This is a genomic window from Mesorhizobium sp. M0954 (assembly GCF_040319155.1).
In the GTDB taxonomy this organism is placed as follows: Bacteria; Pseudomonadota; Alphaproteobacteria; order Rhizobiales; family Rhizobiaceae; genus Mesorhizobium.
Map to the genome: position 1 here is coordinate 66,886 of NZ_JAMYNR010000025.1, position 20,531 is coordinate 87,416.

20 protein-coding genes are annotated in these 20,531 nt (G+C 63.2%); 15 read left to right on the forward strand and 5 right to left on the reverse strand.

What is annotated here, in order from left to right:
* Positions 1-28: 28 nt before the first annotated feature.
* On the reverse strand, positions 29-1,030 hold the full coding sequence (locus NKH93_RS26390) for a LysR family transcriptional regulator (protein WP_352973504.1): 1,002 nt from the start codon (positions 1,028-1,030) through the stop codon (positions 29-31).
* A 110-nt stretch (positions 1,031-1,140) separates the two neighbouring features.
* Here NKH93_RS26390 and NKH93_RS26395 point away from each other — a divergent pair, with 110 nt between their 5' ends.
* The 3 genes from NKH93_RS26395 (at position 1,141) to NKH93_RS26405 (ending at position 3,986) form a co-directional block, all read left to right on the forward strand.
* Positions 1,141-1,755 (forward strand): nitroreductase family protein, encoded by a 615-nt coding sequence (locus NKH93_RS26395; RefSeq protein ID WP_352973507.1) that lies wholly within the window; start codon positions 1,141-1,143, stop codon positions 1,753-1,755.
* Positions 1,752-2,609, forward strand: coding sequence for an EamA family transporter (locus NKH93_RS26400; protein ID WP_352973509.1), 858 nt, complete (start codon positions 1,752-1,754; stop codon positions 2,607-2,609). The genes NKH93_RS26395 and NKH93_RS26400 overlap by 4 nt, the downstream gene beginning before the upstream one ends.
* Before the next feature lie 888 nt (positions 2,610-3,497).
* Positions 3,498-3,986: a nucleoside deaminase gene (locus tag NKH93_RS26405; protein ID WP_352503153.1), complete on the forward strand. Its 489-nt coding sequence runs from the start codon at positions 3,498-3,500 to the stop codon at positions 3,984-3,986.
* 82 nt (positions 3,987-4,068) lie between these two features.
* Here NKH93_RS26405 and NKH93_RS26410 read toward each other — a convergent pair whose 3' ends face one another.
* Complete coding sequence (locus NKH93_RS26410) at positions 4,069-4,965, reverse strand: NAD-dependent epimerase/dehydratase family protein (RefSeq protein WP_352973512.1); 897 nt, start codon at positions 4,963-4,965, stop codon at positions 4,069-4,071.
* Between the two features lie 145 nt (positions 4,966-5,110).
* Between NKH93_RS26410 and NKH93_RS26415 the strand changes: the two genes are divergently transcribed.
* The gene (locus NKH93_RS26415) at positions 5,111-6,049 is read left to right on the forward strand and encodes an NAD(P)-dependent oxidoreductase (RefSeq protein WP_352973514.1); all 939 of its coding nucleotides are present in this window, start codon (positions 5,111-5,113) and stop codon (positions 6,047-6,049) included.
* Between the two features lie 889 nt (positions 6,050-6,938).
* Here NKH93_RS26415 and NKH93_RS26420 read toward each other — a convergent pair.
* Both NKH93_RS26420 and NKH93_RS26425 read right to left on the reverse strand, forming a co-directional pair.
* Complete coding sequence (locus NKH93_RS26420; protein WP_352774458.1) at positions 6,939-7,718, reverse strand: FadR/GntR family transcriptional regulator; 780 nt, start codon at positions 7,716-7,718, stop codon at positions 6,939-6,941.
* Positions 7,719-7,862: 144 nt separating this feature from the next.
* Entirely contained in the window at positions 7,863-8,852 is a 990-nt protein-coding gene (locus NKH93_RS26425; protein ID WP_023675805.1) for a sugar-binding protein, read from the reverse strand.
* Between the two features lie 426 nt (positions 8,853-9,278).
* On the opposite strand from NKH93_RS26425, the gene NKH93_RS26430 reads away from it, so the two are divergent.
* The 11 genes from NKH93_RS26430 (at position 9,279) to NKH93_RS26480 (ending at position 19,635) form a co-directional block, all read left to right on the forward strand.
* A complete protein-coding gene (locus NKH93_RS26430) occupies positions 9,279-10,019 on the forward strand; it encodes an ATP-binding cassette domain-containing protein (protein WP_023675804.1) in 741 nt (246 codons plus the stop codon).
* A gap of 34 nt (positions 10,020-10,053) precedes the next feature.
* Positions 10,054-11,052 (forward strand): ABC transporter permease, encoded by a 999-nt coding sequence (locus tag NKH93_RS26435; protein WP_254820532.1) that lies wholly within the window; start codon positions 10,054-10,056, stop codon positions 11,050-11,052.
* Between the two features lie 315 nt (positions 11,053-11,367).
* Entirely contained in the window at positions 11,368-12,195 is an 828-nt protein-coding gene (locus NKH93_RS26440) for an AraC family transcriptional regulator (protein ID WP_352922127.1), read from the forward strand.
* Positions 12,196-12,302: 107 nt separating this feature from the next.
* Positions 12,303-12,752, forward strand: coding sequence for an SRPBCC family protein (locus tag NKH93_RS26445; protein ID WP_352684795.1), 450 nt, complete (start codon positions 12,303-12,305; stop codon positions 12,750-12,752).
* Between the two features lie 12 nt (positions 12,753-12,764).
* On the forward strand, positions 12,765-13,559 hold the full coding sequence (locus NKH93_RS26450; RefSeq protein ID WP_352684797.1) for an FAD binding domain-containing protein: 795 nt from the start codon (positions 12,765-12,767) through the stop codon (positions 13,557-13,559).
* Positions 13,560-13,608: 49 nt separating this feature from the next.
* Positions 13,609-14,091, forward strand: a complete 483-nt coding sequence (locus NKH93_RS26455) for a (2Fe-2S)-binding protein (RefSeq protein WP_352852009.1) — start codon at positions 13,609-13,611, stop codon at positions 14,089-14,091.
* A gap of 14 nt (positions 14,092-14,105) precedes the next feature.
* Positions 14,106-15,473 (forward strand): xanthine dehydrogenase family protein molybdopterin-binding subunit, encoded by a 1,368-nt coding sequence (locus tag NKH93_RS26460; RefSeq protein WP_352973525.1) that lies wholly within the window; start codon positions 14,106-14,108, stop codon positions 15,471-15,473.
* A 1-nt stretch (position 15,474) separates the two neighbouring features.
* Positions 15,475-16,479: a xanthine dehydrogenase family protein molybdopterin-binding subunit gene (locus NKH93_RS26465; protein WP_352973528.1), complete on the forward strand. Its 1,005-nt coding sequence runs from the start codon at positions 15,475-15,477 to the stop codon at positions 16,477-16,479.
* A 9-nt stretch (positions 16,480-16,488) separates the two neighbouring features.
* Complete coding sequence (locus tag NKH93_RS26470; protein WP_352823464.1) at positions 16,489-17,385, forward strand: AAA family ATPase; 897 nt, start codon at positions 16,489-16,491, stop codon at positions 17,383-17,385.
* 226 nt (positions 17,386-17,611) lie between these two features.
* Complete coding sequence (locus NKH93_RS26475; protein WP_352973531.1) at positions 17,612-18,748, forward strand: vWA domain-containing protein; 1,137 nt, start codon at positions 17,612-17,614, stop codon at positions 18,746-18,748.
* Positions 18,748-19,635, forward strand: coding sequence for an amidohydrolase family protein (locus NKH93_RS26480; protein ID WP_352823470.1), 888 nt, complete (start codon positions 18,748-18,750; stop codon positions 19,633-19,635). Before NKH93_RS26475 ends, NKH93_RS26480 begins: the two co-directional genes overlap by 1 nt.
* Before the next feature lie 213 nt (positions 19,636-19,848).
* On the opposite strand, the gene NKH93_RS26485 is transcribed toward NKH93_RS26480, so the two are convergent.
* Complete coding sequence (locus tag NKH93_RS26485; protein WP_352542966.1) at positions 19,849-20,256, reverse strand: carboxymuconolactone decarboxylase family protein; 408 nt, start codon at positions 20,254-20,256, stop codon at positions 19,849-19,851.
* Between the last annotated feature and the right edge of the window lie 275 nt (positions 20,257-20,531).

The window sequence follows — 20,531 nt, forward strand, 5'->3', positions numbered from 1 at the left end:
CTCCACAAAGTCCGGATTTGGAGGCGTGTCAAGGAGATGAAATCGACGGCAATATCTCAGCTTGATTTTCCGCCTCCGTCCCCTCGCCGACACCGCGCTTTGCCAAGCGTTCACGCCGGGGAGGCACGAACGGTTTCTCTTTGTTCCGGCTGAATTCCTCGATCAGGAAATCAAGGAAGACGCGGATTTTCGGGGCAAGATGCTGGCGTGCCGGATAGACCGCGTAGAGCGTGGTTTCGACCTTGTCCCAATCATCCAGAGCCGATTGCAGCCGGCCTGCTTTAAGGTCGCTCTCGACATAGGGATAAGGGATCAGGCTGACGCCGAAGCCGGCGCGCAGCGCATCGCGCACGGCAAGGCTTGACGAGACCGTATATCGTCCGTCGATGGCGATCCGCTCGGCGCGGCCGTCCTTGCGGAATTCCCATATGTCCGCATGCCCCGAGAGGCTGAACCGGATGCAATTGGCCGCCTTCAAATCGGCAGGCGTTTTGGGCCGGCCATGCTCCTCAAAGTAGGACGGAGCTGCGCAAAGCACGTGCGGCATGACCGCAAGCTTTCTGGCGACCAGACTGGAATCCTCGAGATTGTCGCTGCCGCGAATGGCCAGGTCAAATCCCTCCCGCACGATATCGACGCGCCTGTCGTCAAGATGCAGATCGAGTTTCAAATCGGGATAGCGCGATAGAAACGCGGGGATGGCAGCCGAAAGCCGCGTCAACGTGACAGTCATCGGCGCGCTGACCCGCAACGTGCCGCTCGGCGCCGTCTTGATCGGGCCGAGCACCTGGTCGGCCCTGGCCAGCGCATCGAGCCCCTGCGTGACATGCTCCAGGTAGATCCTGCCCTCTTCGGTCAGCGCCATGCGCCGCGTTGTCCGGTTGATGAGCCGCACCCCCAGATGCGCCTCCAGTTCGGCGATGTTCTTGCTGACCGCGGGAGCCGAGAGACCGAGCCGCCGTCCGGCTTCGGCAAAGCTGTTCAGTTCCGCCACCTGGCGGAAAACCTGCAACGCAGTCAGGCGATCCATCGCACCATTCTCTTTCAGTAAATAATGTCTTGCAATTGCTGCATATTATCGCTCCTTGGTAAATTGTTTATCTGCTTTCCGAACGACTTTCTCAGGTTTGGAATGACATGATGACCAACCCCGCAATCTCCCTTATCGAGCGACGCATGTCGGCCAATCGGTTCGATGCCTCGCACGCATTGACGGATGCCGAGGTCGAGGAACTGGCACGTCTCGCAACACGCGCGCCAACCGCCTACAACCTTCAGAATTGGCGGTTCATCGCCGTGCGGACGCCGGAAGCAAAGGCACGGTTGCGCAGCCTGGCCCACGGCCAGGTGAAGGTACAGGAAGCAGCGGTCACCTTCATCATCTGCGGCGTACTGCCCGACCACGCTGCCCTCGATGCAAGGCTGCGTCCGTTCGTCGAAGCCGGCTTCATGCCGGCGGATATGGCTTCGGGCTGGCAGGAAGGCGCCCGCGCCCAATATGCCGATCCTCTAGCGGCCCGCGACGAAGCCGTGCGCTCGGCAACGCTTGGCGCCGCAACGCTGATTTTCGCGGCCGAAGCGCTCGGCCTCGTCTCCGGTCCGATGGCCGGCTTCGATGCCGAAGGCGTGGCCCGCGAGTTCGGCCTTGGACTGAATGAAGTGCCGGTGATGCTCATCGCGGTCGGCCGCGCCGCGCCCGGAAACTGGCCGCAAAAGCCGCGCCGCCCTCTTGCCGAAGTTCTGGAAATCTTATGAAAACGCACCGTTCCGATCTGCTGCTTACAGCCATTGCACCCGCAATATGGGGCAGCACCTATATCGTCACCACGCAGTTCCTGCCCAACTTTTCGCCGATGACGGTCGCAATGCTGCGTGCCTTGCCCGCCGGATTGCTGCTGCTGGCGATCGTTCGGCAACTGCCAACCGGCATCTGGTGGCTGCGCAGTTTCGTCCTCGGAGCCCTCAACATCTCGATCTTCCTGAGCATGTTGTTTGTCGCCGCCTACCGGCTTCCGGGCGGGGTCGCGGCGACCGTGCTGTCGGTCCAGCCATTGATTGTGATTTTCCTCGCTGCTGCCCTGCTTGCCAGCCCTGTCCGCCGGTTGGCGATTGTCGCCGCCCTTGTCGGGATCGCCGGTGTTGCATTGCTGGTGCTGACCCCGAACGCGACGCTCGATGCGGCCGGCGTTGCCGCCGGCCTCGCCGGGGCGGCCTCAATGGCCTTCGGAAGCGTGTTGAGCCGCAAGTGGCAGCCGCCAGCATCGCTGCTCGCCTTTACGGCATGGCAACTGACCGCCGGCGGTCTCCTTCTCGTTCCGGTGGCTCTGCTTTTCGAACCACCCATCCCGTTCCCGACCGCGGCCAACCTGCTTGGACTGGTGTGGCTCGGCCTGATCGGTGCGGCGCTGACTTATGTCCTCTGGTTCCGGGGCATTGCGCGACTGGAATCCGCAGTGGTGTCATCGCTGCTTTTCCTCAGCCCGGTGACCGCCGTGCTGCTTGGATGGGTATTCCTGGATCAGACGCTGACCTTGCCTCAAATCGCCGGCGTCGTTTTCGTCATCGGCAGCATCTGGCTGGCTCAACGCCCTAGCCGCAACGAGGCTTGAGCCTGGGCGGGAGTGGGTCAGTTTGAAAATTCGATCAAGACGGATGGCCGAAGACGGTTAAAATAAGCTCAACCGCACCGAAGCTGCAGAAGAACACAACAGCACCATATGCAATCACCCGGCGCGGTATCAGGAAGCGCGCTGACCAAAATCCAGCACGAAGCCTTGCGTCTCGCTTCCCCAGTTGTTCGCCCCATGGAAGGTTCTGGTCATCGATTGACCCATAGAAATCGGTGCGCAGAATTATGCTTAGGAGTGCGACGAACATGGCTGCGAAACTCAGGGCCAAGACAACGACACATGCTGTTATTGGAATAAACAAGTGAGGATTGTTCGCCCACTCGTACTTCAAATGTCCTCACTCCCTGCTTTTGGCCGCGAACCATAGGCTTCTCTGCCTCTTTGGCTTGGATCAGCGCGACAATATCACTGATTTCCCAACGCTTGCCAGTGACGCCAGGGGCCGGTAGTGTCTCAGTTTGAAATTTGACGGAATGCAACATGCATTTCCCATATCGGGCTGAGCTCCTGTATGCTTACCGGAAAGCATGGGAGCAATCGTGAGCGATCACAATCAAGACGCATTGGAAGGTTGGACGTTTACCTCTGGCGAGGTCTCAACTGGCGTTTACCGATTTAGCGGTCGCCATTATGACGGACGCTCGGTTGAACGGCAGGGCCCGGACTATGAGGCTATAAAGGCCGACTGCATGAATGATGCCCGGACACTTGGGAAGCCAGCCTATGCCAACCGGTCCTAGAGGCCAGAAGCGCCCTCCGATGTGATCGGCAACGCAGTCCATGTCATGCGCATTGCGACAGGCGAGGAAGCCGACGAAGTGATTTACGACGGCAAAGACCCCGCTGCAGCTGCCGGAGGATCTGCCGATGCCACAACGCCCCTATGATGAGCGCCTGCTCCGTCAGGCGTTCGAAGTCGCGCGCAAGGCCCGCGATGCCGGCGAACATCCCTTTGGTTCGCTGCTCGCTGACAAGGACGGCAATGTGTTGCGCGAGCAGCCCAACGCTTACAAAGCCGGCGGCGGCGACCGCACCGCTCATGCCGAAAGGCTGCTGGCCTCGTGGGCAGGGATGAATGTCAGCCTCGAAAAGCTGGCCTCCTGCACGCTCTACAGTTCGGCCGAACCTTGCGCGATGTGCTCCGGGACAATCTATTGGGCGGGCATTGGACGGGTCGTCTTTGGCCAGAGCGAACACGACCTCAAGCGGGTGACGGGTGCACATGTCGAGAACCCCACACTCGACCTGCCCTGCAGGATCGTCTTCGAAGCCGGGCAGCGTCCGACTGAAGTCATCGGCCCGCTGCTTGCCGATGAAGCGGCGCAACTCCAGGCCGAATTCTGGAAAGACAACTAGCTCAATTGCCGCGCGGCAAACGAGCGGGTGCCAGCCGCAATTCGGGGCTGGCCCAGTGCCGGTTCCGCGTCAGCTGCGTCCGTCAGCTCGTCTTGACGTATTTCCGCCAGCTGTGCTCCGGCCGGAAGCCGAGCATGTCGCGCGCCTTGCGGTTGGAGAGCAGCGTCTCGTATTCGTCAAGTTCGGCCTTGACCGGCACATCGGGATAAAACCGCTTCAGGAGTTCGGCTGTCGGCAGATCGGACGAGGTGTCGTCGTTGGCGGCGTTGAACACCTGATAGCCGAGCCCGTTCTTCTCGATGGCGCGCAGCGTGATCTGGCCGAGGTCGCGCGCGTCGATATAGCTCCAGGCGATGCGCTTGCGGAAACCCGGATCGGCGAACCATTTCGGAAACAGCGAATATTCATGCGGCTCGATGACGTTGCCGATGCGCAAGGCATAGATGTCGAAGCCGCTGCGCAGCGCGAAGGCGCGCGCGGTCTTCTCGTTGACGACCTTGGACAGCGCGTAGCTGTCCATCGGGTCGACGTCGTACTCCTCGTCGAGCGGGAAATGGGTGGGATCGCGCGGTTCGTTGGCGAAGACCAGGCCGTAGGTCGTTTCGCTGGAGGCGATCACCACCTTGCGGATGCCGAGCTTCACCGCAGCCTCGATGACGTTGTAGGTGCCGAGCGCGTTGATGCGGAACACCTCATTGTCGGGCGTGATCATGATGCGCGGGATCGCCGCGAAATGCACCACGGCATCGACCGGCTGCGAGCGCAGCGACGGGTCGAATTCATGCAGGCCGATATAGCTCGACAGCGCATTGAACACCTGCCCGCTGTCGGTGATGTCGGTGATCAGCGTGCGCACCTTGGGATTGTCGAGCGGCTTGGTGTCGATGTTGAGCACCTGGCAGCCCTGCTCGACCAGATACTGCACGACGTGGCGCCCGGCCTTGCCGCTGCCGCCGGTGAACATGATCCGCTTCGTCATTTTGCTCTCCCTAAGATTCATGTGTATTGTCAGACAATATCGAACTCTGCAATCGCCTGCCACAGCGAGCGGCAAAAACCCGCTTCAACAATTCGCCGGCAATGTGCAGCGCCGTCATCCACCAGTGCAAATAGGACGAAACGACATGAACACGACTGCCGCGAGCGAAAAGATCGGCTTCATCGGGCTTGGCCTGATGGGGCACGGGATCGCGAAGAACATCGTCGACAAGGGTTATCCGCTGACGTTTCTCGGCCGCAAGAACCGCACGCCGGCGGAAGACCTGCTCGGCCGCGGCGCCAGGGAAGCGGCGACCTCGCGCGACGTCGCGGCGGGATCGACGGTTGTCTTCATCTGCGTCACCGGCTCGCGCGAGGTCGAAGCCATCATCCGCGGCCCAGGCGGCCTCAAGGAAGGCCTGAAGCCGGGATCGGTCGTCGTCGACTGCTCGACCTCGGATCCTGTCTCGACGGTGGCGCTGGCCGCCGAACTCAAGGGGCTCGGCGTCGACTATGTCGATGCCCCGCTCAGCCGCACGCCGAAGGAGGCCTGGGAAGGCACGCTCGATGCCATGGTCGGCGCGCCCGATGCGGTCTTTGCCCGGCTGAAGCCGGTGCTCGAAACCTGGGCCGGGCGCATCGTCCATATCGGCGACACCGGCGACGGCCATCGCATGAAGTTGCTCAACAATTTCATCTCGCTCGGCTACGCCGCGATCTATTCCGAGGCGCTGGCGCTGGCGCAGAAGGTCGGCATCTCGCCGCCGCGCTTCGACAGCGTCATCCGCAACGGCCGCATGGACTGCGGCTTCTACCAGACCTTCATGCGCTGGACGCTGGAAGGCGACCGCGACGCGCACAAATTCACCATCGCCAACGCCTTCAAGGATCTCACCTATCTCGAATCGATGGCGGGTGCTGCCGGCATCGCCAACCCGCTCGGCAACGCCACCAAGAACGCCTTCGCCGGCGCCTTCGCCACCGGCCCCGCCGATCAATATGTACCGATGCTGGCGACGCATATCGGCAAGGTCAACGGCGTCGACCTGGTGCCGACAAAAGATGGGAAAAAGCAGACGATCTGAGAACGTTGGGATTAACGCCTGGGAGTGTCGCAACTGCAAACGTTCGCTGCCGACCAGCTACATCCGCCAATCTCCAACGCTGGCGATTAGCATATGACACCACACCTTCGTCCTCCCAGGGCGGAGCAGGAGCGAAGCGACGTCGCGCAGACCCTGGGATGACGAAGGGAGGGTTTCGGCTAATCTCCTAAATTTGCGATTTGCGACTAACGGGAATGATCGACCTTCGTTGCTGGTTGACCCGACTTACACGCAGTTGGCCGAGAAACGATCGAATCAGCGCCGAAACCGGCCGATAACGTTGGTATCGGCGAGAAGTCTGTGCACCAAAGCACGCGCACTTCCGATCGGAAGAAGCCAAAAACAAAAAAACCGCCTCGGCGGGCGGGTCGTTGGAGCCAATTGGCACCATACCCAAATTAGTAGCATAGCTGCCGGCACAAAGCAAGAACAAAATAGCTGCGAAGGCAAAAAAGTCCGAATTCCTGTCCCACCCGAGGTCGCCGCCCTCATTGCCTAGCGTTGATGATCAGCGACAGCCGAAATGGCATCCAATCTCCCCCCTCTGTTGCGCTGGGCAATCGCATTTGGATTCTTACGAAGATGGACCCCCACCCTAACCCTCCCCACAAGGGGGAGGGAACGCTGCCGCGCGCCCTCACTTCCCCTTTTGGCGCCGAAAGGCAGGCAATTTGCCGAGGTCAGCGCCAACGGAAGTCTCCCTCCCCCTTGTGGGGAGGGGTTAGGGGTGGGGGTACGTCGTAGAGCGAAAGCCTCGGCTTGCTATCTGCGATGGCCCCCTCGTGGGCGAGATGTCCGGCAGGACAGAGGGGGCGCGAAGGAATGCGAGTTTTGCAATCGTTTGGAGCAACACCGCCCTGTGCAACCATCACCGCCGCGACCGGCCGATAACGTCGTCGGTGTTGGCGAGAAGCCTGTGCACCGCGGCACGGGCTGCAGCCGGTCGCTGCAGGCGGATGTTCTTCTCGATCGCCTCGTGCAGTGCCTGCGCCCGCCGCTGATCGCTGGTCTCGCGGGTGACGAACTGGAACAAATGGTCGAGCGCCGATTCGATCAGCACGCCGAGCGGCACCAGCAGATCGTTGCCCGAGGCGCGCAGGATGGCGAGATGAAACCGCGTGTCGGCGCGCGTGCGCTCCTGCAGGTTGGTCGCCTCGCCCATCTCGCGGCAGGCCTGGCTGATCTCGGCCATCTGCTCGTCGGTGCGCCGCATCGCGGCAAAGGCGCTGGCCTCCGGCTCGATGATGTGGCGGAATTCCTGCACGGTCCTGAGGAACACCTCGCGGTCCGGCGAGGTCGCGTACCAGGCCAGCACGTCGCGATCGAGCAGGTTCCAGCGTTCCTTCGGCTCGACCCAGCTGCCGATTTTCGGGCGTGACGCCAATAGGCTCTTCGCCATCAGCATTTTGATGGCTTCGCGCACCGCCGAGCGGCTGACGTCGAAGGTCTCCGACCATTTGGCTTCGTTGGGCAGGATGGTTCCCGGCGGATAGTCGCCGCGCACGATCCTCAGCCCGATTTCATTGGCGAGCGAGGCATGCACGCTCGAGCCGGGAAAATGTGCGGCGTCCGCACGCCGAACGCCGGCCGGCCGCCCAGGCTCTGCCTTCAACTTGGCGGGTCGCTTTTTTGATGTCGCGTCCGGCATTCGTATTCCCCGGCAGCTTCTTGTCGAAAGCCTGAATTCAGGGCACGACAAAGCAGCGGCCTACGCTCCAAAGCAGCGTCGCCTCGTGCGTTTGTATGGACGATGCGTAACGGGGCGCCCGACGGGCGCCCCGAAACTGCGAACCTACTTCTGGATGCAGGTGTCGACGGTGTCCTTGGTGCATTCGTCGAGACCGGTGAACACCGGATCGGCGACCGGCTTGCCGTCGACCAGGTCGATCATCACCGAGGGCGCCTTGTAGCCCATCTCGAACGGCCGCTGGCCAACCAGCGCGGTCACCAGTCCGTCACGGGCAATCGCCACCTCGTCGCCGATCGTGTCGGCGGCGCCGATGACGAAGGCGTTGCTGGCGATCTTGTCGGCCATCGGCTTGAACAGGTCGCGGTAGGGCTGCGGAGCGCCGAACAGCGGCCAGCCGCCCATGATGCCGAAGGCATCGAGATCGGGATTGGCGGCGAGGATGTCGGTCATCGCCTGCACGCCCTTGGCGCCGTCGTCATTGGTGAACACCGGGCAGCCGGCAACTTCCGTCCAGCCGCCTTCCCCTGCCAGCGCCGCGAGGCCGTCCTTGCCCGAAAGCGCGTCACGCATGCCCTGCGCGCGGCGCAGGATGTTGTCGGCCGCCGGATTGCCTTCGATGGTGCAGATCTTGCCGCCATTCGGCTTGGCCTTCTTGATGTATTCGCCGATCTTGTGACCCATCAGGTAATTGTCGGTGCCGAGATAGGTCTTGCGCAGCGCCGCATCTTCCTTGCTGAGGTCGGCGTCGAGGGTCATGATCGGGATCGACGGATTGGCGCTTTTGATCGTCTGCGCGATCAGCGGCGCGTTCGACGGCGAAATCGCCATTGCCACCGTATCGGGCTTGCTCAGCATGTCCTGGACGATCTGGGCTTCACCGGCCTCATCCGAGGTCGATGCCGGTCCGGTGTAGAAGCACTCATATTCCGAGCTGGCGTTTTCCTTGTTCCATTTCTCGCAACCCTGGTGGATGGCCTCGAAGAATGGATTGTCGAGACCCTTCACGACGATGACGAGCTGTTTCTTGGCCATGGCCGGCCCGGCACCCAGCGCCATGACGGCGGCGGCAGCGAGCAATAGTGATTTCCTCATGTCAGTCCTCCCTTTGAAACAAACGGACACGGCGTGCCCGCCACACACAGATCGACCCGGAGCAAGATGACAGAGGACGTCGCACTCGTGTCGCCAAGCCAGGTCGATAAGCATTTTCATATTCAGTCTCAGACCGGCACCGACAGATATCGCTGGTTGCCAGATCCCTGACCGACAAACCCTCACCGATTCCTTCCGGCAACCCGGTGGCTCGGCGCAAGCTCCTCCGACACTTAGCTAATATCGCCTTGTCACCGACGTCAATGCTATTTGTCCTACAAAACTGATTTTTCGAAAGAAGCCGTGGTTGACGCCAAGGAGGCTTATGCGTAAATGGGCAAAATCGCTGCTTCCGGGAGGAACTGGGGAGAGCGAATGGCCGCGGCAGAACCGCAGGCCGCAAAGCACGGGGAGGCAAGAAGGCTGGTGGCGGTTCTCGAACTCACCAACATCTCGAAGCATTTTGGCGCCATCCAGGCGGTCAACGACGTTTCGTTGTCGATCGAGGCCGGACAGGTTGTCGGCCTGATGGGCGACAACGGCGCCGGCAAGTCGACGCTGGTCAAGATGATCGCCGGCAATTTCCCGCCGAGCCATGGCACGATGCAGATGGACGGCAAGGAGCTGATCCTGCACAAGCCGGTCGAGGCGCGCCAGCACGGCATCGAAATCGTCCATCAGGACCTGGCACTGTGCAACAATCTGACGGCCGCCGCCAACGTCTATCTCGGCCGTGAATTGCGCCGCGGCCTCGGGCCGCTTCGCATCCTCGACTATGCCGCGATGTACAAGCGCGCCGGCCAGATCTTCGCCGAGCTGAAATCCGAAACGCGCCCGCGCGACCTGGTCAAGCAAATGTCGGGCGGCCAGCGGCAGGCGGTGGCGATCGCCCGCACCATGCTTTCGCAGGCCAAGATCGTGCTGATGGACGAGCCGACCGCGGCGATCTCGGTGCGCCAGGTCGCCGAGGTGCTGAACCTGATCCGCCATTTGCGCGACCAGGGCATCGCCGTCGTGCTGATCAGCCACCGCATGCCCGACGTCTTTGACGTCGCCGACCGCGTCATCGTCATGCGGCGCGGCCGCAAGGTCGCCGACAAGACGATCGCATCGAGTTCGCCGGAAGAAGTCACCGGGCTCATCACCGGCGCCATCGAACAGGTATGATTGACGCCTCAACCATGAGTAAAAAAGGTCGATAATGGCAGTCACCCTTGATCAGACGATCGCGCACAAGCAGCACACCTTGCTGAGCAAGGTGTTTGCCAGCCAGACCTTCTGGGTGGTGATCGCGGTCATCCTCGCCTGCCTGTTCCTGTCGGTGGCCACGGATTCCTTCGCCACGACCAAGAACCTCTACAACATCACCCGCAACGTCACCTTCGTCGCCATCGTGGCGCTCGGCATGACCTTCGTCATCATCACCGGCGGTATCGACCTGTCGGTCGGCTCGGTGCTTTGCCTGTGCTCGATGGTGCTGGCCGTCACCATGCATGCCGGCTACGGCATCGAGATCGGCATTGGCGCTGCGATCGCGACGGCGCTGATCATCGGCGCCTTCAACGGGGTTCTGATCGCCTATCTCGGCTTCCCGCCCTTCGTGGTGACGCTCGGCATGCTGTCGATTGCGCGCAGCCTAGCCATGGTCGCCTCCAACAACACCGTCGTCTTCCAGTTCGGGCCGGATCACGACAAGCTGCTGGCGCTGGGCGGCGGCGCCTGGGTGTTCGGCATCGCCAATCCGGTGCTTTACATGATCGTGCTGGCGTTGATCACCGGCTTTGTACTGCGCTGGACGAAATTCGGCCGGCACATCTTCGCCATTGGCGGCAACGAGCATGCGGCAACGCTGACCGGCGTTCCGGTGCGCCAGATCAAGGTCGTCGTCTACATGATCTCGGCACTGGCGGCTGGCCTTGCCGGCATCATCCAGACCGGCTGGCTGGGCGCGGTCACCACCAATCTCGGCAACGGCATGGAGCTTCAGGTGATCGCCGCCACCGTCATCGGCGGCGCCAACCTGGCCGGCGGCATGGGCACCGCCTTCGGCGCGGTCGTCGGCGCGGCGCTGATCGAGGTCATCCGCAACAGCCTCGGCCTGCTCGGCATCAATGCCTTCTGGCAAGGCGTGTTCATCGGCGGCGCCATCCTGCTCGCCGTGCTGTTCGACCGCATCCGCAATTTCAGGCGCAACGACTGACGTTCAAGCGCAGCCTCCCCCTTCTCCCCTTGTGGGAGAAGGTGTCGCCGAAGGCGACGGATGAGGGGTGCTCCAGTTTGGCATCGCCTCATTTCTTCCAACACCCCTCAACCGTCTCGGCGCTAGCGCGCCGATCCACCTTCTCCCACAGGGGGAGAAGGGGACGCGCTCCTATCGCCGGGTCTGATAATCCGCCGCTGCGGCGCATGGCCGGCGCCCGGACGTGCACATGCGTCTTGACGCAAGCCCGAACTGCGCCGCACAATCGCTCGCAGCAGGCGAAGGGAGGCCAGTCGCCTGCGGGAGGATATACCCATGACGGAAGCGATCAGGCTCTACTGGGGCCGGTTCGGACATGTTTCTGTCCTGAACGTCGCCAGCGACTTCGTCACCCATGCCCACGTCGAGGCGCATATCATCATCTGGCTGGAAGGCACCGCCGGCGAGATGACCATCGGCCGCGAGACGGTGCGGCTTGGACCGGGCACCGCCGCCGGCATCAATTCCTTCCAGCCGCACAGCCACGCTCTGTCCCGCGACGGCACGCCCGGCCTGTTCCTCGCCTTTTACATCGATCCGGACTGGGCTCGAAGGCGCCGCGAGCTGCCTTCCGCCGCGCCGCTGTTCTCCACTCCCGCAATCACGCTCGAGCCTTGGCTGCACAAGGCAGCGGCCAACCTTCTCGACCATCTCAGCGACAATGAGAGCATCGACGACATCGCCAATTACGAGATCGAGCGCTTCATCGACAGCGTGCTCGATGCCGCCGACGCGTCCGCACCGCAGACCGTGCGTGCCCGCGTCAGCACCATGCAGGATTTCCGCGTCCGCAAGGCGATCCAGCTGATGAAAGCCAATGTCTGCGAGCGCATCTGCTTCGACGACGTGGCGCGCAGCGTCGGCCTGTCGCGGCCGCATTTCTTCGCACTGTTCAAGGAACAGACCAATCTGACGCCCAACGTCTATTGGAACACGCTGCGCATGGAGGAAGCGGTGCGGCAGTTACAGTGGTCGCAGGAGCCGCTGATCTCGGTCGCCTGCAATCTCGGCTTCACCACGCAAGGCAATTTCTCGCGCTTCTTCCGCGACCATGTCGGCGTCCCGCCGACGCTTTACCGCGAAGCGGCGCGGGCGATCAGCTGAGCGCCCGTTTTTCAGACTATTTGATAGGCGTTCAAGACGCATTGATAAGCGCTGCCGAGCCTGCCGCCCTACCCTCCCAAGCAGCTGATTTGCAAGGGAACGATCATATGGCGAAAGTCACCATCTCCAGCGTCATCGACGCACCGGTCGAAAAGGTCTGGGCGCGCATACGCGACTTCAACGGCCTGCCGACCTGGCACCCGCGCATGGTCGAAAGCCATATCGAGGACGGCAAGGATGCCGGCACGATCGGCTGCGTGCGCAATTTCCAGCTCGCCAGCGGCGCCCGCCTGCGCGAAAAGCTGCTCGATTTCTCCGACGAGAACTTCCTCGTCAGCTACGCCATCCTGGAGACGCCGCAGCCGCTGACCAACCACAAGGCGACGCTGCAGTTGCGGCGGGTGACCGACGGCGACCGCACCTATGCCGAATGGACCGCCAGCTTCGACGCGCCCCCAGAGGAAGCCGACAAGCTGGCCGAAGGCATGGGCGCCAACGTCTTCCAGGGCGGCTTCAACGCCCTGAAGGCCCATTTTGCCGGCCAGAGCCAGGCGTAAAGGGAGCGTTCCATGACGCTTGCATTGCAGACTTTCGCGACGGTGAAGGACGCCGGCGCGGCGCTGAAAGCCGCCGGCACCCGCTACCTCGGTGGCGGCACGTTGGTCGTGCGCGCCGCCAATGAAGGCGACGTGTCGATCTCCGGTTTCGTCAGGTCGACCGAACCGGCGCTGTCGGTTATCCACATTTCCGGCGGCGAGGTCCGCATCGGCGCTTCGGTGACCATGGCGGCGATCGCCCGCCATCCGGATCTCGCCCCGCTGGCCCACGCCGCGCGCGCCGTCGGCGGCCCGGCGATCCGCAACATGGCGAGCGTCGGCGGCAATCTCTTCGCGCCAACGCCTTACGGCGATTTCACCGTTGCGCTGCTGGCTCTGGACGCAACGGTCAGCACCAGCGACGGCGAGCTGCCGATCGAGACATTCCTGGCAAGGCGCGAGAGCAATGACGCTATCGTCACCGCGGTCGGCTTCACGCTTCCGACCGAAGGCGGCTTTCGCTTCCTGAAAGTGTCGCGGGTCAAGCCAAAGGGCATTTCGGTGCTGAGCATCGCCACCGTGCTGGAACAGGCGCCGGACGGCACTGTCACGTCAGCTCGGATCGCGCTCGGCTGCATGGCCGACCGGCCGATCCGTGCCAGGGCGGCGGAGAAGGCCCTGATTGGCCGGAAACTCACCAGCGAGGGCATCGCACCGGCACTGGCCGTTGCCCGCGACGGCACTTCGCCGCCAACCGATCCGATCGCCAGCGCCTGGTATCGCAACGAAGTCCTGCCGGTCCATCTCGGCCGGCTGCTGCTCGCCTGAAAGACCGTGGCGCATATGTCCGCCTGGCTGCGGCGCAAGGAGTAAAAAGATGGCAAAGGTCCCGATTCAGTTCACGCTCAATGGTGCGGAGAAAGCCGAGTTCATCGACAGCGGCACGACGCTGCTTCATGCGTTGCGCGACAAGATCGGCGACACCTCGCCGAAGGGCGGCTGCCATCAAGGCACTTGCGGCGCCTGCTCGGTCATCATCGACGGCGAGCTCAGGCTGTCCTGCCTGACGCTGGCCGAGACCTGCAATGGCGCAACCGTCACCACCACCTCGGGACTGGCGGAAGGCGGCGTGCTGCATCCGCTGCAACGCGCTTTCCTCGATGCTTTCGCCACCCAATGCGGTTTCTGCACGCCGGGCATGATCATGGCCGCCAAGGTGCTGCTGGATCACACGCCGAACCCCAGCCGCGAGGATGTGGTCGAGGCACTGTCCGGCAATATTTGCCGCTGCACCGGCTACGAACCGATCATCCAGGCGGTGCTGAGCGCCGCGCGCTCCAATTCGCAGAACGCGGCTTGAGGGGAGTCAAAAAGATGGAACTCCGCAAGAGCTACTTTGCCGACCAGCGCAAGGACGATCTGCACGAGATCGGCCAGCCGCGGCCGCGTTCGGATTCGCCCGGCCATGTCACCGGCAAGACCGCCTATTTCGCCGACCGCAATTTTCCCGGCATGCTGCACCTGAAGATGGTGCGCAGCCCGCATCATCACGCCCGCATCCGCAGCATCGATACGTCAGAGGCGGAAAAGCACCCCGGCGTCGTCAAGGTGCTGACCGCCAAGGATGTGCCGCACAATGTCTACACCATCCTGATCCTGATCCAGATCGGGCCGGAGGACGAGACGGTGCTGGCCGACGGCAAGGTGCGCTGGAAGGGCGAGGCGGTGGTCGCGGTGCTGGCCGAGACCGAGCGTGCCGCCCAGGAAGCCGCCGCCAAGGTCAAGGTCGACTACGAAGTGCTGCCCGCCGTCTTCGACATGGACGAAGCGCTGAAGCCCGGCGCGCCGATCGTCAATGAATATCACGGCCGGAATTATTACCTCTACGATAGCGGCGAATGCCGCAAGGTGCGCTTCGGCGATGTCGAAGCCGGCTTCGCCGAGGCCGACCACGTGCTCGAACAGACCTACCAGTCTTCACCGATCGAGCATGCGCCGACCGAGACGACCGGCTGCATCGTCGCACCCGAGGGTAACGACCGCTTCACCTGCTACACCAACACGCAGGCGATGTTCTTCACTCTCGATAACGCCTCGATCATCCTGCAGATGCCCGGCACCAAGCTGCATTTCGTCGGCGGCACTGTCGGCGGCGGCTTTGGCGGCAAGGTCGACGTCATCGTCGAGCCGATCGCCATCCTTGGCGCCAAAATAACAGGACGACCGGTCTGTTTTATCTACAGCCGCGAGGAAGAGATGCAGATTTCCTCGCCGCGCGCCGCCGAGAAAGTCGTCATCAAGGACGGCGTCATGAACGACGGCCGCATCGTCGCGCGTAAAGTCACGGGCTACACCGACGCCGGCGCCTATTCGCGCCATTCGCCCTACGGCGCGCAGAAGGGCGCCGGCCATTATCCCGGCCCCTATACGATCCCGAACGTCTGGATCGACACCTACTGCGTCTACACCAACCGCACCCCCTCCTCGGCGATGCGTGGCTTCGGCGTCACCATCGGCGATTTCGCGCTGGAGGTGCAGATGGACAAGCTCGCCCGGCTGATCGGCATGGACCCGCTCGAATTCCGTTTCATCAACGCCTATCGCGATGGCGACATGAAAGCACATCGGCAGCCGACCGAGGGTGCTGCGCTGATCGAGTGCATGCAGGAAGCCTCGCGCGCCGCCAATTGGCCGATGGCAGAAAAATTCATGGCGATGTCGTCTTACGCGAAGGGAGTTTGAGATGGCGATCAGGCGCGGACGCGGCGTTGCCGCGATCAATTATCCGACCGGCATGAATCTCGGCGGCGACCCAACGCAGGCGCTGGTGCATTCGACGCCGACCGGCAATTTCATGGTCACGCTGTCGAGCGTCGACCTCGGCCAGGGCATGAAGCAGATCATGGCGCAGATCTGCGCCGAGACGATCGGCGTGCCGACCGACCGCGTCGTCGTCGACACCGCCGACACCGACACCGGCCCGCATTGCATGGGCACCTTCGCCTCGCGCGGCACGCACCGCGCCGGCAATGCGGTTATCCAGGCGGCCAGGGAAACCCGCCAGGTGATGCTGGAAGTGGCGGCCGAGGAGCTGGAGGTGAATGCGTCCGACCTTGAGACCGACGGCCAGGGCAACATCCTGGTCAAGGGCGCGCCGCAGAAATCGATCTCGATCTTCGATGTCGCGCTGTCGGCGCATTTCAAGCGCGGCCGTTCGATTTCCGGCCGCGGCATGTTTTTGATCCCGCGCTCCTATCCCGAAAAGGAAACCGGCGCGATGAAGCCGTCGACCTGCTACGCCCACGCCTGCACGGTTGCCGAGGTCGAGGTCGACGACGAGACCGGCGAGGTCACCGTGCTGACCGTGAAGAACGTCTTTGAGATCGGCCGCGCGCTGAACCCGAAAATGGTCGAGCAGCAGCTCGTCGGAGGCTCGTGGATGGGCATCAGCCATGCGCTCTACGAAACGACCGAACCCTATTATCCCAATCGCGACCATGGCGGCACCGACTTCAACCAATATCTGATGCCGGGTCCTGGGGATCTCGCTCAAACCGAGATCATCGTGCTGGAACGGCCCTCGGCGGACGGGCCGTATGGCGCCAAGGGGCCGGGCGAAATGTGCGCCAACCCGCAGATCCCGGCGGTCGCCAATGCCGTCTTCGACGCCGTGGGCGTGCGCATCGACACGCTGCCGATCACGCCGGAGCGCATCCTGCGGGCGCTGAAGGCGCAAGCCCCGAACTGAGTGCTGGAAATGCCCAAGAGAAGCGCCCGGACTTCAAGCGCAGAGACAGTCGCGACCTCGCCGGAGGCGGTGGCGTCCCGCCTCGCCGCCTCGCACTATCTCGCCGATGAAAGCCTGGCCACCGCAATCTTCCTGGCGATCCGGCTGGGCAAGCCGCTGCTGCTCGAAGGCGCGCCCGGCGTCGGCAAGACCGAAGCGGCGAAGGCGATAGCCGAACTGCTCGGGCGCGATCTGGTGCGGCTGCAATGCTATGAAGGCATCGACGCCGCACATGCGCTATACGAGTGGAACTACCAGCGCCAGCTGCTCGCCATCCGCCATGCCGGCGAGCACGAGGTCGACATCTATGACGACCGTTTCCTTATCGCGCGGCCGCTGCTGCAGGTGCTGAAGGCACCGGAAAAACGCGTGCTGCTGGTCGACGAAATCGACCGGTCCGACCATGAATTCGAAGCGCTGCTGTTGGAATTCCTGTCCGATTTCCAAATCAGTATTCCCGAGCGCGGCACCATTCGCGCGACGGCGCAGCCGATCGTCATCCTGACCTCGAACCGCACCCGTGAACTGGCGGAAGCGCTGCGGCGGCGCTGCGTCTATCACTGGATCACCTATCCCGACGCCATTCGCGAGGCCGAGATCATCATGCTGCGCGCCGGCGACGTCGCCGAGGCCACGGCCCGCGCCGTGGCTTCCGCCGTGCGCGACATCCGCGCGCGTCCGCTGGCCAAGCCGCCAGGCATCGCCGAGGCGGTCGAATGGGCCAACGCCGCCACCATCCTCGAAAAGGGCGGCAGCCCCTGGCCGGAAGCCTTCCGCCGCGCCATCGGCGTGCTGATCAAGGATGAGGAGGACCTTTCCTGCATCGCGCCCGAGCTCGGCAAGATTGTCGAGGAGGCGCTGGCGTGATGCACGATCGAAGCGCGCTAGCGCGATACCCCAGGGCTAGTGCGCGACGCTGGCGGGACAGCGCCCCCCTCTGTCCTGCCGGACATCTCCCCCTCAAGGGGGGAGATTGGCAGCTTGGGCGCTCCGCTCAATTCTGCAACGTTGAAGATTGGCGAAAGCCGGCGAGATGTCTGATCTCCCCCCTTGAGGGGGAGATGTCCGGCAGGACAGAGGGGGGCGCGAAGGAATGATGCGTCCGGAAAGTTTGCCCCGTGCGACCACGCCGTTCCTCGGCTTCGCCCGGCTGCTCCGCCGCTATGGCTTTGCTGTCGCGCCGGAGCAGGTCTCCGGCTTCATGCAGGCAGTAACCCTGCTCGGTCCCCGTTCGATGGCCGACATCCGCGAAGCGGCCCTCGCCACGCTGGCGCCGCCGCCCGACCGCCGCGACGAATTCGAGGCGCATTTCCGGAGCCATTTCTATGGGGACGCCGCGGCGCTGGTCGAAGGCGAGGCCGACGAGGAAACCCGGATCAAGGACGATGGCGGAACGAGCGAAGAGGAAATCGAAGTGCTCCGCCAGGAGGAAGGCGGCGAACTGTCTTCGGCCAGCGAACAGTTGAGCGTCCGCGAGTTCCAGCGCGACAGCGACGGGCTTGCCGCCTTCCGCCGCAAGCTCGCCACCGCTTTGCCCGCGCGCCGCTCCTTCCGCACCGTGCGCACGAATGCCCGCGGCAAGCTCGACCTGCGCCGCTCGCTGCGCGAAATCGTCAGTGCCGACGGCGATATCCCCTCGCCGCTGCTGCGCCGGCGGCAGACAGTGCCGCGCAAGCTTCTCATGCTGATCGACGTGTCCGGCTCGATGAAGCTCTACACATCGGACTATCTCAAGCTGGCGCATGCGGCGGTGCAAGGCGCCGACCGGGCGGAGGTCTTCACTTTCGGCACACGGCTGACCCGTATCACCTCGGCGCTGCGCATTCGCGACCGCAATCAGGCGCTGGCCCGCGCCGCTGCCCAGGTCGACGACTGGGACGGCGGCACCCGCATGGGACCGACGCTGCTCGCGTTTCTATCGGTGCCGCGCTTCTCCGCTTTTGCGCGCGGGGCGGCGATCATCATCCTGTCCGACGCCCTGGAGCGCGGCGATCATGCCGAGCTGGAGACCGCGATGCGCCGGCTGAGCGCCCGCGCCTTTCGGCTTTCGCTGGCGACGCCGCTGGCCGGCGATCCGCGTTTTCGGCCGGCCACGGCAGCACTTCGCGCCATCCTGCCGGTGCTCGACGACCTGGTCGACGGCTCGTCCATCGCGGGCCTCACAGAGTTCATCCTGTCGCTCGCCCGCCCCGCCCCGGCGGCCGCGGCAATCTGGAAGAGGGTTTCGTGATGCAGAAGGCGATCGACGCGCATTTCCACATCTGGCGCCAAAAGGACCAGCCATGGCTGGTCGGGCCGATGGTGCCGCGCATCTTTGGCCCTTACGAGCCGATCCGCCGCGACTATCCGATCGAGGAATTCCTCGCCGACCAGCAAGGCTCGGGCGTCGAGAAGGCGGTCTATGTCCAGACCAACTGGGCCAAGGAGGATTTCGAGAACGAGGTCGCGTTCCTGCAGAAGACCGCGGAAGAAACCGGCTGGCCGCACGCCATCGTCGGCTATGCCGACATGACCGTGGACGACGTGCGTTCCCGGATCGACCGGCTGATCAAATACCCTCTGCTGCGCGGCGTGCGCATGCAGCTGCACTGGCACCAAACGCCGGCCTTCCGCTTCGCCGCCTCGGCCGATCAAGTCATCGACCCGAAGGTGCGGGCCAATGTCGCGCGGCTCAAGCATTACGGCCTGTCCTTCGACCTGCAGCTTTTCCCCGCCCAGATGAAGGATGGGCTGACGCTCGTCGGCGAGAACCCCGAGACCAATTTCATTCTCACCCACGCCGGCATGCTGACCGACATGGAGCCCGAAACCACCGAGGCCTGGAAGGCAGGCCTGCGCACGCTGTCAGCGGCGCCCAACCTCTATGCAAAGCTGTCCGGCCTCGGCACCTTCGTCCACCGCAACGACCCGGCGCTGATCGGCTATATCGTCGACAACGCCATCGACATCCTCGGCAGCAACCACCTGATGTTCGGCTCGAACTTCCCGATCGAGAAACTGTGGACCAGCCATGCCGAGTTGATCAAGGCGCATCGGGAAGCGGTGGGCAAGCACGGCACGGCGGCCGAGGCGGATATCTTCTGGAACACTGCGGCGAAGGTTTATCGGCCGGTGTAGCGCGCATCCCTTCTCCCCTTGTGGGAGAAGGTGGATCGGCGCGTAGCGCCGAGACGGATGAGGGGTGCTGGAAGAAACGCGGCGGAGAAAATCCCAGCGATTTGAAGCACTTACGTCTCCAAGGCCGCGATCCGTCCAGCACCCCTCATCCGACCGAGCTTCGCTCGGCCACCTTCTCCCACAAGGGGAGAAGGGAAGGCGCCGCGCCTCACCTCACCGCACCTCGAACTGCGGATCGACCGGTATCTGCATCGCGGTGACCATCTGGTTGGTCTGCCCGGCCAGCCCGATGATCGAGACCAGTTCGCCATGCTGCGCATCGGTCATGCCCTTGGCCCGCGCTGTCGCCGTATGCGAATGGACGCAATAGGAGCAGCCATTGGCGGTCGAGACGGCGATATAGATCATCTCCTTGGTCAGCGGATCGATGGCGCTGTCGGCGACCATCACCGCCTTGAGCTGTTCCCACACCCGCTTCAGCGACGCCGGATCATTGGCCAGCCCGCGCCAGAAATTGTTGACGAAATCGGATTTGCGCGTCGCACGGATGTCGTCGAATACCGCCTTGACCGCCGGGATTTTTTCCACCTCGGCATCGCTCAGAAGTTTCGTCGTGGCCATGGCTTGGTCCTTTCGTTTGGATCGTTATGCGAGGTCGTTGAATCAGGTCGGGAGAAAAGGCGGCTAACCGCCTTGGATGAATCAGCAATTGACGCGCTGAGGCACGACCGTAAGGCTGGCCGAGACCCCTCACCCTCGTCATCCCTGGGCGAAGCAGGAGCGAAGCTCCGTCGCGGAGACCCTGGGATCCATATGTGGACGGCGCCCTGCCTGCAACGGTTGTTTTGCGTCGTTTTCGATCGCTTGCGTCCATATGTCCGGCCTTTGAGCACGGT